This window comes from Ligilactobacillus sp. JN-6 (Y).1 (genome assembly GCF_058111525.1).
In genome coordinates, this window is sequence record NZ_CM176599.1 from 2,178,596 (window position 1) to 2,194,769 (window position 16,174).

13 protein-coding genes and 1 pseudogene are annotated in these 16,174 nt (G+C 40.1%); 7 read left to right on the forward strand and 7 right to left on the reverse strand.

All coding sequences use genetic code 11. The annotated features are described in order from the left end of the window. Positions 1-70: 70 nt before the first annotated feature. Positions 71-2,866 carry a helicase C-terminal domain-containing protein gene (locus AC3XNE_RS10160; RefSeq protein ID WP_489831950.1) on the reverse strand — a complete coding sequence of 932 codons (2,796 nt, stop codon included), beginning with the start codon at positions 2,864-2,866 and terminating at the stop codon, positions 71-73. A gap of 265 nt (positions 2,867-3,131) precedes the next feature. Here AC3XNE_RS10160 and mvk point away from each other — a divergent pair, with 265 nt between their 5' ends. The 4 genes from mvk to fni are packed head-to-tail and all read left to right on the forward strand — an operon-like array spanning position 3,132 to position 7,210. Continuing rightward, positions 3,132-4,088, forward strand: a complete 957-nt coding sequence (mvk, locus tag AC3XNE_RS10165; protein ID WP_489831951.1) for a mevalonate kinase — start codon at positions 3,132-3,134, stop codon at positions 4,086-4,088. Further along, entirely contained in the window at positions 4,088-5,062 is a 975-nt protein-coding gene (mvaD, locus tag AC3XNE_RS10170) for a diphosphomevalonate decarboxylase (protein WP_489831952.1), read from the forward strand. Before mvk ends, mvaD begins: the two co-directional genes overlap by 1 nt. 30 nt (positions 5,063-5,092) lie before the next feature. Next, positions 5,093-6,166, forward strand: a complete 1,074-nt coding sequence (locus AC3XNE_RS10175; RefSeq protein WP_489831954.1) for a phosphomevalonate kinase — start codon at positions 5,093-5,095, stop codon at positions 6,164-6,166. Positions 6,167-6,184: 18 nt separating this feature from the next. Beyond that, positions 6,185-7,210, forward strand: coding sequence for a type 2 isopentenyl-diphosphate Delta-isomerase (gene fni / locus AC3XNE_RS10180; RefSeq protein ID WP_489831955.1), 1,026 nt, complete (start codon positions 6,185-6,187; stop codon positions 7,208-7,210). A 101-nt stretch (positions 7,211-7,311) separates the two neighbouring features. Here the strand turns inward: fni and AC3XNE_RS10185 are convergent. From AC3XNE_RS10185 to AC3XNE_RS10200, 4 genes and pseudogenes are all read right to left on the reverse strand, one after another. Further along, a pseudogene (locus AC3XNE_RS10185) lies at positions 7,312-8,701 on the reverse strand (RsmB/NOP family class I SAM-dependent RNA methyltransferase). Next, on the reverse strand, positions 8,698-9,669 hold the full coding sequence (locus AC3XNE_RS10190) for an ABC transporter permease (RefSeq protein ID WP_489831956.1): 972 nt from the start codon (positions 9,667-9,669) through the stop codon (positions 8,698-8,700). Before AC3XNE_RS10190 ends, AC3XNE_RS10185 begins: the two are co-directional and overlap by 4 nt. Positions 9,670-9,689: 20 nt before the next feature. After that, positions 9,690-10,016, reverse strand: a complete 327-nt coding sequence (locus tag AC3XNE_RS10195) for a metal-sulfur cluster assembly factor (protein WP_489831957.1) — start codon at positions 10,014-10,016, stop codon at positions 9,690-9,692. A gap of 15 nt (positions 10,017-10,031) precedes the next feature. After that, positions 10,032-10,784: an alpha/beta fold hydrolase gene (locus AC3XNE_RS10200; protein ID WP_489831958.1), complete on the reverse strand. Its 753-nt coding sequence runs from the start codon at positions 10,782-10,784 to the stop codon at positions 10,032-10,034. A gap of 225 nt (positions 10,785-11,009) precedes the next feature. Between AC3XNE_RS10200 and AC3XNE_RS10205 the strand changes: the two genes are divergently transcribed. Then, the gene (locus tag AC3XNE_RS10205; RefSeq protein WP_489831959.1) at positions 11,010-11,132 is read left to right on the forward strand and encodes a hypothetical protein; all 123 of its coding nucleotides are present in this window, start codon (positions 11,010-11,012) and stop codon (positions 11,130-11,132) included. An 80-nt stretch (positions 11,133-11,212) separates the two neighbouring features. Here AC3XNE_RS10205 and lysA read toward each other — a convergent pair whose 3' ends face one another. Then, positions 11,213-12,505: a diaminopimelate decarboxylase gene (lysA, locus tag AC3XNE_RS10210; protein WP_489831960.1), complete on the reverse strand. Its 1,293-nt coding sequence runs from the start codon at positions 12,503-12,505 to the stop codon at positions 11,213-11,215. 231 nt (positions 12,506-12,736) lie between these two features. Between lysA and AC3XNE_RS10215 the strand changes: the two genes are divergently transcribed. Further along, positions 12,737-14,167 carry a C69 family dipeptidase gene (locus AC3XNE_RS10215; protein ID WP_489831962.1) on the forward strand — a complete coding sequence of 477 codons (1,431 nt, stop codon included), beginning with the start codon at positions 12,737-12,739 and terminating at the stop codon, positions 14,165-14,167. Positions 14,168-14,182: 15 nt separating this feature from the next. After that, on the forward strand, positions 14,183-15,190 hold the full coding sequence (locus tag AC3XNE_RS10220; protein ID WP_489831963.1) for a hypothetical protein: 1,008 nt from the start codon (positions 14,183-14,185) through the stop codon (positions 15,188-15,190). 44 nt (positions 15,191-15,234) lie between these two features. Here AC3XNE_RS10220 and tsf read toward each other — a convergent pair whose 3' ends face one another. Continuing rightward, positions 15,235-16,110 (reverse strand): translation elongation factor Ts, encoded by an 876-nt coding sequence (tsf, locus tag AC3XNE_RS10225; RefSeq protein WP_489831964.1) that lies wholly within the window; start codon positions 16,108-16,110, stop codon positions 15,235-15,237. Positions 16,111-16,174 lie beyond the last annotated feature (64 nt).

Sequence of the window (16,174 nt, forward strand, 5' to 3'; positions counted from 1 at the left end):
CTTTTAAAAACTCATTAAATTTAGACATTAGTTAATTATACCAACACTATGCTCTTCTTTAAAGATTGACCTAAGTGTTTTTAAAAAAAATTTCCAAATTTTCTACCAATTCCGCAGTTTTTCTCTTCTGTAACTTAACTCCTGCTGGAAATGATTTTTCAAAAACGGTCCCATACTTTTTAGTCACAATACGTGGATCAAGCAAGACGAATGCACCAAAATCTGTCGGTGTCCTGATCAACCGACCAAATCCCTGGTTTAACTTGATCACGGCTTCAGGCAAGGCTATCGTTGAGAAAGGATTGTCTCCTGCCCTTTTGGCCTTGTTATATCTAGCCTGATTAATAACCGAATCAACTGGTTGAAAAGGCAATCGTGTCACGATCAGCAACTCCAGGTCATCATGGGGAAGATCCACCCCTTGCCAGAAACTGCCAGTCCCTAATAAGACCGCTTGGTGATCATGGTCCATTACAAAACGTTTTTTTATCTTCTCTACTCCACCAGAAATACCTTGAGCCAAAATATTCTTGGTCGACGTAACTCCTTTTTGTTGCAACAGTTTATAAACATCAGCAATTGTCTGCAAAGAATTAAAAAGGATCAAAGTTTGACGGGGGACCTTGTTACATATCTCTGCAATAGAAGTAGCCAGGTAGTTACAGTATTCCTGATAATCTACATTGCCGACGTCAGGCGCATCCGCAGCTACCATAGTCGTAACCTGCCGCCGATAATCAAATGGTGAATCATATTGTGAAATACGTGTTCTTTCAGGCAAGTCAAGATCAGTCGAGACAAAGTTCTTGATTTGCGGCAATGACAATTCTGCACCAGTTAGCAACGTATGTTGAAACGCTTCATAAATATGATTTTTCAAGAAATCCTTCGTTTGCATCAACCCACTGTGGATGCGCAAATGTCCCCCTCGAACATTGGGTTTTGACAACCAAATTATTTGGCTATCACGTAATTCTTCTAATTGATCTAGCTCAAATAATTTCCAGTTCCTCAATTCTTTTGTCAGTGAATTTGTCAACGTAAAATAATCATTTAAAAGTCTGTTTTGAAGCGAACTTAAGTGCATGGTCGAGCTTTGGGTAACAAATTTTTTATACAACTCACGAACTACCATTACTAGTTTTTGGGAAGCTTTAGAAACTGTTTGAAATTCCGCTAGCCGACTCTTAACAAAACCACGTATTTTTTCCGGACGGATCAACTGTTCATAATATTCATCCTGACTAGCTTTTCCCCTTACAAAGTTCTGCTCAACTTCAGCTCTTAACTCTGGAACTCTTGAATCGATCACTCTAATAACTTGCAATAAATGTTTAAATTCAGAACTGGTAATGAAGCCGGACTCAACTAAGTTGATGAACGAATACGACTCATGCGACCTAATTTTAACAAGTATTGAATCGGCGAGTATCTTAATTTCGTCAAAATCTAGTGTTTTGCGGTTACTTTTAACAGTGAAAGGCGCCAAATGCTGCGCTTCATCAACGATCAAGAGACTTGAGCTACCTTTTAATTCGTCAACATGATTACTCAAATATGCATGGTTGGTTAACACAAAATCAGCGTTTTTTTCTGCCACTTTTTTTCTACGCAAAAAATCAACTGCATAAAAAGGATCATCACTATCTAGTTCTTCAACACCATGGTGATAGATCTCATTAAACAATGGGTCTTGCATTTTAGTCAAATGCAACTCATCAAAATCTCCGGTTTTTGTTTGCATCAACCACACCATGATCCTCATTTGCAACAAATTGGTGTGAGAGTTTTGCGCCTGTTTTAGCGATCGTGCAAACCGCGCTAGGTCGATAAAGTGGTGGTTTCCCTTTAAAGAAACAACTGAACAACCGAATGGCAGTATTTCTTTTAACAGTACAAATGCATTTTCTTGTAACTGCGTCTGCAATACATTAGTTGCAGTACTAATAATTACCTGCTTTCCTTGCCCTGTTTGGTAAGCAGCCGGGAAAAGGTAACCTAACGTTTTGCCTGTCCCTGTTGGAGCATCTATCACTCGTACAAGTTCCGAACTGTTAAAAAACTCGAAAGTTTCATCCATCATCTCTACTTGTTGTTGCCTGACATCAATGATACCCGCAAATAGTTTTTGCTTATCAACTAGCTCAACAGGATAATCAAGGGGCGCCAACGTATCCTTCGAAAAAACAGGTCGTTGAATGATCAAACCTGACACCGACATTAAATCAGCGGGCAGTTTTGTTTCCTGTTTTTTTTTCTTATCGTATGCTTCTTTAAAACTATCGACTGTATCTAGCTCTAATTGTCTACCCATAGACGCCAATCTTTCTAATAAAGTCAACGGAAAGCTAAAGATCCTTTCTTGCAATTTAATAAAAAGCATGGCCGTCGTTTGGGCGTCACTCGCCGCATTATGTGGATGTTCATGAGTTAGAGACAAAAAATGGCTTACATCAGAAAGACGGTAGGACGGTAATGTCGGTAAAACGATTTGGGCCAGCTGAACCGTGTCGATACCCTTAAGACCCAATTCCGGATAACCTACACGGACCAATTCACTATTCAAAAAATTATAATCAAAGGCAATGTTATGTGCGACAAAAGTCGTATTTTGCAATAGAGAATAGATAGTTCCAGCCATTTCTTCGAAACTGGGAGCCTTCCTGACGTCTTTGTCACTGATATTAGTTAACTGTGAGATCTCTTTAGGGATCGGCTGTTTGGGATCGATCAGAGTAGAAAATTCATTCACGATTTTTTGTCTTTGAACAAAAGCACAGCTGAATTGTATGATCCTATTAGTCCCATTAATAGCAGTTCCCGTGGTTTCAAGATCCACCACGGCATAAGTTTTTAGACTACTCATTTTTTCACCACTTCTACAAATTGATCAAATCAAAAGTGTATATTACAATCGTTGATGTTACCAGTATTAGCGCCTTTTGTCTACTTCGTCTAGTTACAAAAGTCGTGTGATTCTTGAAAAGTATCATTCCGTTATGAATTTTGATTGTCTGATTTGAACCTAAAATGTATAATTATGTTGCTTAGTAATTACATTTAATATAAAAGCTAAACTAAAATTTTTTGAGCTTAAACATAAACATTAGTGAGAGGAAGTTTAACTAACTATGGAACAAAAGGCAGACGGCATCGGCCATAGTCACGCAAAAATAATTTTGATAGGTGAACATTCGGTCGTATACGGACAGCCCGCGATTGCCCTTCCTTTAACAACGATCCAAGCCGAAGCACAATTATTTTTTACACAAGATGGAAGCCAACTTTTAAAAAGTTCTTATTTTGACGGGCCAATCAACAAAATGCCCCCTGCCATGAACGGACTGCTACATTTAATAAAAACTATACTAGTGCAGGAGCACCAAGAAAAAAGTAGTTTTATTTTAAAAATAAAGAGTCGGTTACCAGCAGAACGTGGGATGGGCTCTTCTGCTGCGGTTGCAATTGCGATCATACGTTGCTTATATGATGCATTTGGTCTTCAGTTAACACATAGTCAAACACTGCGCCTCGCGAACATTTCTGAAACAGATACTCATAAAAACCCTAGTGGATTAGATGCTGCGACAGCGGCTAGTGAAAACCCGATCTGGTTGATCAGACAACGAGAATTAGTCCCGTTGCCAATCACCATGAATGCCTACTTGTTGATCTGTGACAGCGGTGTTAAAGGACAAACCGGCAAAGCAATCAAGATAGTCCAGGACAATTTAAATCATGCGCCAGAAGAAACAAATGATCACCTTGAACAGTTAGGAAGATTGTCTACCGCGGTTAGAAAACAATTGGCCGAAAATGACATCTATGGTTTAGGCAGAACTCTAACCATGGCACAGAGTCATTTAACTAAGATCGGTGTCAGCAGTCAGAATCTAGAAGATCTGATCGCCCTAGCCTTACAAAACGGGTCACTTGGCAGCAAATTAACCGGTGGGGGGCGTGGCGGTTGTTTTATCAATTTGACTAAAAACCGTGCAACGGCTGAGAAGTTAGGAGATATTTTGCAAAAACACGGTGTCACAAAATATTGGATCCAGCCACTATCATCTGAAATTGGAGGTCTATAATGCAACCTTTGCAAGCAACTGCTCGCGCACATACAAATATCGCGTTGATCAAATATTGGGGAAAGAAGGATCAAGACTTGATCTTACCCATGAATAATTCCCTTTCCTTGACCTTGGATAAGTTTTACACAGACACTTCAGTCGAATACTTATCAAGCCTCCACGAAGATCAGCTTTTTTTAAATGGTGAACAAAAAATCGACCCTAAGATCTCGACGTTCATGGATCATGTTCGTCGAACTACCGGACTTGCTTCTTATGCCCAGATCAAATCGACCAATCACGTTCCGACCGCTGCTGGACTCGCATCTTCAGCATCGGCATACGCTGCCTTGGCATTAGCGGCAACTGCAGCCGCCGGAAAATCATATACTAAAACTAAACTTTCACGTCTTGCACGTCGTGGTTCGGGCTCGGCTACACGTTCGATCTTTGGTAACTTTGTTGAGTGGGTCGCCGGTTATGACGATGAAAGTTCCTATGCTCGTCCGGTAAAAGTCAGTAATGATTGGAACGTTAGAATGATCGCAATCGTCATCGATCCCCGTCCCAAAAAAATATCATCTCGTGCTGGGATGCAAAATGTCGTTGAGACTTCGCCTTTTTATCCTGCTTGGGTCTCAACAGCTAAAGAAGATTTAAAGAACATTAAAATTGCACTAAAAGACGATTCATTTGAAAAATTTGGAAGGATCGCCGAAAGCAATGCCTTAAAAATGCACGCTCTAAACTTAAGCGCTTCTCCTCACTTCAATTACTTTGAGCCTGAAAGTCTGATAGCTATGAACGCTGTTGAAGGTCTCAGAGATCTTGGCATAAAATGTTACTATACGATGGATGCCGGACCAAATGTGAAGGTTATTTGTAAAAACAAAGACCTTGATGTTATATTAGAACAGTTACACCGTTATTTTGCCAGTGATCACTTGCTTGTTACGGCTCCTGGTCCTGGAGTTGAACTATTAGATAATTAAGAAATAATATCCTGAAAGGGTCTGATTTATTTGATCAAGGTCAAAGCCCCCGGCAAACTTTACCTAGCGGGTGAGTACGCCGTCGTTGAGACCGGTTATCCCGCGATACTAGTAGCATTAAACCAATTTGTTCATGTATCCGTTGAAGAGAGTCGTGACTATGGGTCTATTATCTCGCGGCAATACCAGGAAGAATCGCTTTACTGGAAAAGACAAGGAAACCAAATGATATTTGATAACCGTGATAATCCTTTTCACTATATCCTTTCTGGGATCAAGATCACTGAACAATATGCGCAATCTTTAGGCAAAAAAATGCAATGTTATCATCTAAAGATCGACAGTGAGCTTGATAGCCCGGATGGTAAAAAATATGGTTTAGGTTCATCTGCCGCTGTAACTGTCGCGACCGTTAAGGCACTGTGTGCTTTTTACAAACTGCCCGTTGCAAAAGACGAGCTTTTCAAATTAGCTGCTATCGCTCATTTTGAAGTCCAAGGGAATGGTTCTCTTGGTGATATCGCAGCTAGTGTATATGGAGGTTATATTGCCTATCGTTCTTTTGACAGAGAATGGTTGACTTTGGCACGCAAAGAATATTCCTTGAACGAACTAGTGAACTTGAAGTGGCCACAGTTAAAAATTGAGCCTTTGGAGGCACCAGTTGACCTTAATCTTTTGATCGGTTGGACTGGTTCACCTGCTTCGACCTCTCAACTCGTTGACGTTGTTGGGTTAAAGAAAGCAGAGAAAAAGGCCAAATACAGTCTCTTTTTGAAAGAAAGCGAAGCCTGTTTACAAAGGATCATCAATGGCTTTCGTCGCGGTTCACTAAAGCAAATACACCAGGGGTTAAAACAAAACCGTGAAAGTTTAAAAGAAATGGCAAAATTCAGCAATTTAGAGCTTGAAACACCTAAGTTAAAGCGACTGATCGAAATTGCAGAGTCCTTTGGCGGAGTTGCTAAATCTTCTGGTGCAGGCGGTGGTGACTGTGGGATCGTTGCTTTGAACAAACTGATCGACCCGCTGAACGTTTATCAAAAATGGCAAGCAGAAGGAATAGAACCATTAAACTTAAAGGTGCATAACGTAGTCGATTAGTCCGGGAGGAGTTACAGCATGGATATTCAGGCACACCGCAAAGATGAACATGTCATCATTGCCGAAAAGCTGTACCAAGAAAATGCTTCTAATGATTTAAGCGAAGTTCAATTGTTTTTCGATAGTCTTCCTGAGTTATCACTTGATGAGATCGACATTTCAACCAAGTTAGCTGGGAGGTCTATTTCGGCTCCTTTTTTTATCAACGCAATGTCCGGCGGAAGTCCGGAGACAGGTAAGCTCAACCGTCGTTTAGCTAAGATCGCACAAGCCAATGACATCGCAATGGCAACTGGCTCGCAAAGCGTTGCTCTCCATGATAAAGATGCAGCTCGCTTTTTCAAAGTCGTACGTGACGAGGACCCACAGGGCTTTGTGATCGCGAACTTAGGAGCTTCACACGGTATCAATGATGCCTTATCAGCGATCGAAATGACCGGAGCTCAGGCGTTGGAGATACACTTAAACCCGGCACAAGAACTAGTTATGCCCGAAGGAGACCGCAGCTTTTACTGGTTTGACAAGTTGACCGAAATTATTAGCCGCTGCCCTGTTCCAGTGATCATAAAGGAAGTCGGAATGGGGCTGTCTCCGAAAACCTTGACTAAATTGCAAAAGATCGGTGTAAAATACATCGACATCGCCGGTTATGGCGGTACAAATTTTATAGCGATCGAAAACCAACGTCGGCACAGAAAAGAGTATTCTTTCTTAAAAGACGCCGGACTTTCAACTACCAAGTCACTGCTAGCCGTTGAAAAATTTTCAAACGACTTTTCTATCACTGCTTCTGGTGGTATCCGATCTGCATTGGATATTGTTAAATGTTTGGCTTTAGGAGCCGATAATGTCGGCATATCCGGTCTGATGCTCCATACTTTGATCAAACAAGGTGACGAAGGGTTAGACCAGTTGATCAAAGATCTACGAATTCAGGTCGCAAAAATTATGCTCTTGTTAGGCTGCAAAAGCATTTCTGAATTGCATAATGAAAAGATCATCCTATCGAGTGAATTGCTAGCCTTCAAACAGCAGCTTCAATAAATATTGCATAACACAAAAACGCTATAAATCAGACATAAACTGGTTTATAGCGTTTTTTTATGGGTAGATTTACATATTGTTTTGCATTATACAATTAACGATCATGGTTCAAATCTCAGCCCCTTGGGGAAGAAATTTTTCACAGTCCCATTCACAAGCTTGCCAAAGGCAAAAGGCTTACCTTCGCAAATAAGCAGTTTCCAACCATTTGCTTGAGCAGCCGCGCAGTTATCAACCAGAGAAATAGTATCACCATGAACATACTTGGCCCAATCGGCGTGTGAAATTTCTAAAAAATACACGTAATCTTGTGGTTGTAGAGCCAAGGCCAAGGTATACGCTGGCTCAAATCTTTTCTTTTTAAACTCTCCTAACAAAAGTCCTGGACGCATGAACTTTAAACGAGAAATATCTGGCCAAGAATGGTCATAGAAATAGAGGTGACCTCCATAACAACGTAAATCAGCTGGCGAAAAATTAAATTCAGCCGATAGATCTGAAGCAAATTCCTGCCATAATTGAAGTTGTTCTTTAGTTAGTCCATTACGTGGACGGCCTTTTTTCTTTTTGTTCTTTTTGCCCGAAACTTCCGTTTGTTTTGGACGAGTATCTGTTAGCTTTGCAATAAAATGACCATCGCCTTTAAAATGATGAGGCCAAAGTCTGACAGTTTGGCTTAAGTTTGGATCAGCATTAGCAAAATCAGGTCTCCCTTCATCCATCCCCGCATATCTTTTTAATGGTTGGAGCTGTAGACTAGGATACTGTTGCAATGCCCACTCTATGACCTGTTCATCTTCTTCCGGTGCAAAAGTACAGGTCGAATAAATTATCGACCCACCTGGAGCCAACATCCGGTAAGCAGAAGCAAGGATCTCTTTTTGTCTGGCTGCACATTGTTTCGGATAATCAACACTCCAGTATGAAACTGCCTGATGATCCTTGCGAAACATACCTTCACCCGAACACGGTGCATCAACTAGGATCTGATCAAAGTATGCGTTAAAGTCTTTTTCTAAGTTAGTAGGTGATTCGTTTAAGACAACGACATTTTTTGCTCCGATCCGTTCAACATTTTCAGCTAAGATTTTAGCACGCGAACGGTTGATCTCATTTGAAACTAATAGCCCCCCGGTTGTTCATCAAGGACGCTACTTGGGTTGATTTACCACCCGGAGCAGCACAAAGATCAAGCACTTTGCTTGCAGGATCAATGTTTACATTCTCCGCAACATACATCGCGCTCAGATCCTGACTGTAAACATAACCACTTTGATGTTCTAAAGATTTGCCACTCACAGAACCATAATATCCGTACTGAGTATATTCAACAGGGTCAGCTAACGAATACTGAACGTTTTCTGGGTCAGTTTTAAGCGGATTGATCCGAAACCCTTTTTCTGAGGGTTGATCAAAACTAGCAAAGAAGGCATCCGCGTCTTTACCTAATAAATTTTGATATTTGTGTATAAATTCTTGCGGTAACCTCATTTACTTTTTTTAATATCCCTTTTTATAACTAAATTAAATGTTAAACTTGTGACTCCAAAGCAAAGTATCAAGTAAGAAATCAACGCAACATAATTTTGAATACTAAATGTTAAACATCCGATAAACGTCCCTGCAAGTAGACCCAAGCCGCTAAATAACGAATACGCAGCCCACTCATTCAACGCTAGTTGGACTGCTTTTGCTCCGGACCTTAACGCCCCTGCATAGAATCTGCGTGAAACAGCGCGCCATAAAAACACTTCACCAAGCATTATTGCAAAAATCACCAGCAGTGCTATCAATTCGAGCCAATGGGTAGTAGCCCACTCCCATTTTGTCATAACAAATTGCTGTGAATGACTTTTGTGAATATCCTTGACCGGTAAAACCGCTTCGATCGCACTTGCTTCCAGACCCTTGTCGCCATCTATCATAATATCGTACTGTGAGGCTTTCATCTGTTGTAATTTTTCTTTAGATGGTGCAATAAAAATTTGCTTATCTAAATCGGAACTGATCTTTTCACCCATAATGCCGATGACTGGTACATATCTTCCATTAAGCTTAAGGTATTGCTGGTCTTTAGGTTTATATAACTTCTTATCCAATTTTTTTCCTACAACTGCTACACTGAGATCTGAGGCAAAATCATTCTCAGAAAAAAAGGTTCCAGATACCATCGGCGGTGTCGCATACGAACCCTTCCCATAAAAATATGTTAATTTTTTTGAACCATGCGGGCGGTAATGAACTTGCACATTATCGACCTTTTCAGAATCATTCAATTTCTGATCGATCTTTGCGGCGCTCCAATCTTTTTTTAGCTGAACTTGAAAGGTATCCATCGATAAGTTATGGTCATTTAACTTGATCACCACATCACGCTGTTGGATCTTGAAAAAAATAAACACGGCAAAAAAAGCGATACAAGCACTTAAAAATGTTAAAAATGTTTTATTTCTAAACAAATCCGTTAACTCCTTTTAAATCAATGGATGCCTAAAGCCATCTTTGCATACCGTGTCATCCTGTCGATCGTCCATTGAGGTTCCCAGATGAAATCAACGTCGACGCTTTTGATCTCGGGCACATCTTTTAAGGCAGACTCGACCATATCCGCCAAAATATTAGTCAGCGGACAACCAATAGTCGTTAGCGTCATGTCGATCAAGCACGTGCCATCATCTTCTAAATCAACATTATATATCAATCCCAAATTTACAATATCTATGCCTAATTCTGGATCGATCACAGTTTGCAAGTGCGCGATAATATCATCTTTGATCTCCTTGGTGGTCCTAGCTTGCTCTTGCATATTTTTCAGACTCCTTTATTTAAGATAATTACTAAATTCTTGCACCATTTCTTGCGTCGTATCATAAGAAAGCTTATGTTTAGCACCCTGACTAATATGGACAGTCACATTAGTAGCAGCAGATTTATTTTCGACAGCTTTTCCAAAATCTTCAGTTAAAACATATGGGACCTTTTCGTCCGCATCGCCATGCCAAAAATGTAACGGACGGTTGGCGATTTTTTCTGGATGTAGCGAAAGATCATATTGTTCTAATATTTTCAGTTGTGAAGTTTTATATTCCGGAGAAATTTCAATATCAGCAGGTAATGAATCCAATATCTGCTTACAAAATTCCACAGGCTGTGGCGTCCCAGATAAAACGACTCCTGTTTTTATCGTTTTATTGACAGCCATTAACATACAAGTAGTTATTCCACCCATTGAAAAACCACCAACACCGATCAGATCATCTAATATTAGATCTCTGTGGCGATAGGCTTGGATAAGCTGGGTAAATTCTTTGACAGATTGTACTGGGATCTCCCAAAAGGAAAGAAAATGATCCGTCACTTTACCTTCAGCACGTACTCCATGGTATAACGCTTCTGGTAAAATAGCCCTAAAACCTTGTTTTGCCAGTTCATAGCCTTGAGTTAAAACCACTTCTTTACAATTAGTCCACCCATGATAAAACACCACTAAAGGTAACTTTTTATCAGTAGCAGAAGCATCTACTACTTCTAATACTGGTAATCCTGCAACCTGTTTTTCACTAACGCTGATCATCCGCTCCCCTCCAATACTCATCACAATAAATTATAGCAAAGATAGAAGGAATTATACATCCTTATTGATTTAAACCTCGTTTAAATTTTAAACTAAAAGTGATTTGTAAGTGCATAAAAGTTGAGCTCGAAGTCATTTATAAAAGCCATTTAAGTTTCTTTTGCAGTATTATGATATCCTCAACAAAATATCATCACTTTTGGCGATGAACAAAACGACGTACAAATGCTCAGCTATGCAGGGATCGGAGTCGCTATGCAAAATGCGGCTCCGTCAAATGAAACAGCACTAGTTGATAACGATCACGATGGGATCGCCCCGTACTTAGAACGATACCTTGCCCTTTAACTATTATGAAAATTTAATATTTTCTAAAAAACAACGGAGCTGTCATTTTAACAACTCCGCTGTTTTACCTCTTACGTTTTTTACTCCACTTCTAAATGTAACATGTCCTCATAGGTTTCTCTCTTAAGTATCAGTTTGGAGCTGCCATTTTCACAAAAAACAACGCCTGGCCGTCCGTTACGATTGTAATTGGAAGCCATCGAATAACCGTAAGCTCCTGTAGAAGGGATCGCTAAAATATCACCAGCCTGAATTTCTGGCAAGGCCTGGTCAGCAACCAAAACATCACCAGATTCACAGTATTTCCCAACAACAGTAGCTGTTTGAGTCCGTGGGGCATACGGATCTTTAGCTAAAAAAGCGGTGTATTTGGCCCCATACAGTGCCGGACGAATATTATCACCCATGCCACCGTCAACCGCAATAAAGTTGCAGATCCCAGGAACGCTTTTATTAGAACCTGTTCGATAAAGTGTAGTCCCAGCTTCACCGACCAAAGATCGCCCAGGCTCGACCCAGATCTCAGGCAATGCTAGCTCGTTTTTTTGTGCTTCAGTTCGAACGGTTTGTATGATCGCTTCGACAAACTCTGCAGGTCGCAAAGGTTGGTCTGCCTCTGAATATTTTATTCCAAAACCACCACCCAAGTTTAAAACTCGGGCTTCAAAATTCAACTCTTCTTTCCATTGTCTCAAGAGTTGAATCATTTTAACAGCTGCCATTTCAAAACCGGCGACCGCAAAAATTTGCGAGCCGATATGGCAATGAACACCAAAAACTTCTAGATTTTTAGCTTTTAGCAGAAGTTTCAGAGCTGTCTTTGCTTGCCCTGAATCTAAATCAAAGCCGAATTTAGAGTTGGATTGCCCCGTTGAAATATATTTATGCGTTTCGGCTTCGATACCAGGTGCTACACGTAAACTGACTCGAACCGATGTATTTTGCCGTGCACAAATTGCCCGCAAAAGTTCAATTTCATGAAAGTTGTCGACTACAATGCAACCAACATTTTTTTGAACAGCATACTCTAATTCTGCAGGTGTCTTGTTATTACCATGAAATTCGATCATTTCCGGGTCCATCCCACCTTTTAGAGCCGCATATAATTCGCCGCCAGAAACAACATCACAACCCGCTCCTTCCCTTGCTAAGAGACGATACATCGCTAGGGAAGAAAAAGCTTTGCTGGCATACACGATCCGATGCTTGACTCCAGCATTGACAAAAGCCTGTTTAAAAGAAGAAATCTTTTGTTTGATGATCCCCGTATCATAGGCGATCACTGGTGTACCATACTCTTTCGCTAACTCTAAGGTGTCTACCCCACCAATTTGTACATGACCAGCTTGATTTGTTTGTAAGTTATCAGGCAAATAAAGGACCTCCACCACTTATAGAATATTTAAATCCATTAATTTCTTTATTCTGTATCATACTTAAAGTCACGTAAAAAAGCAATATATAACACTACACAAACTACTTAAGTCCAAAAAATAGCGCTTCGTTAACTTACAACAAGTAACTTTATGATAAAATAGCTGTAACTGTAAATGTCTTGTTATTTTTTCAAAACATTTTCATATTAAGTAACAAAGGAGAAAATAATGCCATTTAATAAAGATGATTTTTCTGCTTGTACCAGCATTTTAGCCGGTAAAAAAGCAACGATCGATGGATCAACAATTATTGCAAGAAATGAAGACTCAAAAAGTGCCTGGCCAAAAAATATGAAGATCCACTTACACAAAGAATATACGGATCCTCAAGAATTTGTTTCGCCGGACAATGGTTTCAGACTTCCTTTGCCGAAGGTCCGTGCCAAATATTCTGCAACTCCTGAATGGACAGATAAATTTGGTGTTTTCGAAGAAGATGGGATCAATGAATACGGTGTTGCCATGAGTGCCACAGAAAGTGCCTATGCGAATGAACGTGTCTTAGGGTATGACCCCCTCGTTAAAGATGGTATAAGTGAAGAAGCGATGCTGACAGTCGTTTTACCGTATATTCACACGGCGCGTGAAGGAGTTGCTCGCCTAGGTAAGTTAATAGAAAACTACGGTAGCAGTGAAAGTAACGGTATCTTGTTTTCCGATCATGAAGAAGTTTGGTATTTAGAAAGCGGTAGTGGCCATCAGTGGGTCGCGCAACGCATACCAGATGATTCATACGCAGTAGTTGCTAACCAACTAGCGATTCAAGAAGTTGATTTTTCACAAACGGACGATTTTATGTATGCTGAAAATATCCGGATGTTTGTTTCTGAAAATCACCTGAACCCGCAACCCAGCAGTTTTAATTTTAGAAATATTTTTGGTACCCGTGATCTTTCAGATGAGATCTACAGTACGCCGCGTGTATGGTATGGTCAAAAAATATTCAACCCAGAAATAAAGCAAGATCCTATGAGTCAAGAGCTGCCCTTTATTCGAAAAGCAGACAGGTTATTAGATCTTGATGATTTTAAATATGTCTTAGGTTCACATTTTCAAGACACTCCTTATGATCCGCTAGGATTTGGAACTGAGGAGCAAAAACAAAAGTTCAGACCGATCAGTCTCGCAAAAACACAAGAATCACATATTTTGCAGATCCGACCAGACCTACCGGTTGAAATAGCTGGTATTCATTGGCTCGCAATGGGTGTGACAGCCGAAAGCGTCTTTGTCCCTACTTATGCTGGTACAACAGATATTCATTCAGCATATAAAGTTGGTCAACAAAAATATAGCAGTGATTCGGCATATTGGGTCTATAAACTTGTTGGTGTCCTAGTTGATGGCCATTATACTGAACTCCAAGGCTTCTTAAAGGATGCCCAAAAAGATACGAATATCTCACTCAGTAATTTATTGCATGAAAGCGATCGTAAAGCATTAACTCTAAGTAGCACAAGTCGTACGGAATATCTGACCCAGCAAAGCATCAAAATGCAGCAATTAGCCCTAGACAAAATGCAGGGACTGATCAGTGAACTGGTTAGTGCTTCAACTGATCTATCAGTCTTAAACTTCCAAACTGATGCAAATTTGTAAACTTTATTAAGGGTGGTGAATCATTTGCCTAACAATTATTTGGCTTTGAATTCAAAGACGACCAGGATCCTTTGTGACCCTATCTGGCAAAATGCTACTGATCTAGAAAGTCATGATTATGTGATACTGACTCATCTTGACTTCGACACTTTAGATCTGCTTGCCAATTATTCTAATGCCAGTCCGATCTTTATGTCATTTGAGCTTTTCAAATTAATTCAAAAGTTGATCAAGGTTGGTCTATTACAACACGTTCAAGCAGATCTAAAAATCTTACCTTATAATTTTCCTACAAAATTGGGAGATATCCAAATCTTCGCTTTTTCAAATGATGATGGTCAATTTGGAAGTTTGGCTCTTACAGCTCAAAGTCATCAAGGTTCTCTAGGGTACTGTGATTCATTTTACAGTCGTGGTAATCACAAAAAGCGCATTAAAAAATGGAAGAAAGCTTTTCGTGAAAAACAAGTGGATACTTTGGTTTTAGGCTCAAAAATCGCATCTTTTCCAGGACAAAAAAATGTTCTGTCGGAAAATGGTATGCAAGAAATGTTACAAAAATTTATTTCTAAAAATCCGCCAGACCAACCTTTGACGGCCTTGCTGTCGCCCTTTGATCCGGAACGCTTACATCGCTACGATAAAACGGCAAAACAAAACGATCGGCCAATCATTTGGGATAAAAATTACTTGCAGCTGCTGCAAGCCTTTTATCCTTTTGACGAGTTCTTTAGTGCAACTAAGTTGCCAAATCAGGCCCAGAGCATCGTTGTTCAGATCGAACAAAGTCAGCAATTAAAAAAGTTCACTACCTTTTTAGATCCAGCTTTGCTTCACCCCAACTCTGTTGATATTATTGGTTTGATCTATCAAAAAAATCTTTGTGCACTTTCGCAAGCCGACTTAAACGAATTCGTTTCATATGTTGCAGCTAGACAAGTGATCATGAAAGAGGATCGCAGCCTAGCGCAAAATCGTTCGATCCCGCAAAAGTGGTTGCGTCCTTTAGACTTAAAGATTTAAAAATAAGCAACAAAAAAGGAAAGCTCGCAAGCTTTCCTTTTTTGTTATTTGATTTGGTTCATAACGTCTGAAACAAAATCTTCTTGCTTCTTTTCGATCCCTTCACCAACTTGGAAACGAATGAAACTCTTGACCTTACCGTTTTTAGATGCAACATATTTAGCAACAGTCTGATCTGAATCTTTAACGAAGTCTTGATCATCCAATGTGATTTCAGCAAAGTATTTGTTCAACCGGCCGCTGACCATCTTTTCGATGATTTTTTCTGGCTTGCCTTCGTTTTTAGCTTCTTCAGTCAAAACTTCTTTTTCATGGGCAACTTGTTCTTCTGGAACTTGTTCGCGGTTCACGTACTGCGGATTGATAGCAGCAACATGCATAGCCACGTCCTTAGCTGTCTGTTCATCAGCACCGGCTACGACTACTAAAGTAGCGATTGAACCACCCATATGCAAGTATGCCCCAAAGTTATCGCTATCCTCTTTTTCAACGATCTGGAAACGACGTAAACTGATCTTTTCACCAATAACTTGAGTTGCTTCGATCAGTTCATCATTCAAAGTACCTTTGTCAGTTTTCACTGCCAATGCAGCTTCAACATCAGCGGGCTTGTTTTCCAAGATAACTTCGCCAATATGCTGAACGAGGTCCTTGAACTGAGCATTTTGTGCAACGAAGTCTGTTTCTGCATTAACTTCAACGATAACACCAGTATTACCTGAAACGACAACATTAGCTAATCCTTCAGCAGCAACACGATCGGTCTTTTTAGCAGCTTTTGCCATACCTTTTTCACGTAAAAAGTCAATTGCCTTTGCAGAGTCACCTTCTGTTGCAACTAATGCTTTTTTAGCGTCCATCATACCGACACCTGTTTTATCACGTAATTCTTTTACTTGAGAAGCAGAAATTTTTGCCATAACTCAATGGCCTCCTTATTAAATATTTTCTTTAAAAAAGCTGCCTCAGACCATTAGGCAAACT

Excerpts from the sequence above, each read along its gene's own strand:
- AC3XNE_RS10160 (WP_489831950.1), bottom strand. The coding sequence starts at position 2,866 with ATGAGTAGTCTAAAAACTTATGCCGTGGTGGATCTTGAAACCACGGGA.
- mvk (WP_489831951.1), top strand. The coding sequence starts at position 3,132 with ATGGAACAAAAGGCAGACGGCATCGGCCATAGTCACGCAAAAATAATT.
- mvaD (WP_489831952.1), top strand. The coding sequence starts at position 4,088 with ATGCAACCTTTGCAAGCAACTGCTCGCGCACATACAAATATCGCGTTG.
- fni (WP_489831955.1), top strand. The coding sequence starts at position 6,185 with ATGGATATTCAGGCACACCGCAAAGATGAACATGTCATCATTGCCGAA.
- AC3XNE_RS10195 (WP_489831957.1), bottom strand. The coding sequence starts at position 10,016 with ATGCAAGAGCAAGCTAGGACCACCAAGGAGATCAAAGATGATATTATC.
- AC3XNE_RS10200 (WP_489831958.1), bottom strand. The coding sequence starts at position 10,784 with ATGATCAGCGTTAGTGAAAAACAGGTTGCAGGATTACCAGTATTAGAA.
- AC3XNE_RS10205 (WP_489831959.1), top strand. The coding sequence starts at position 11,010 with ATGCTCAGCTATGCAGGGATCGGAGTCGCTATGCAAAATGCGGCTCCG.
- AC3XNE_RS10215 (WP_489831962.1), top strand. The coding sequence starts at position 12,737 with ATGCCATTTAATAAAGATGATTTTTCTGCTTGTACCAGCATTTTAGCC.
- tsf (WP_489831964.1), bottom strand. The coding sequence starts at position 16,110 with ATGGCAAAAATTTCTGCTTCTCAAGTAAAAGAATTACGTGATAAAACA.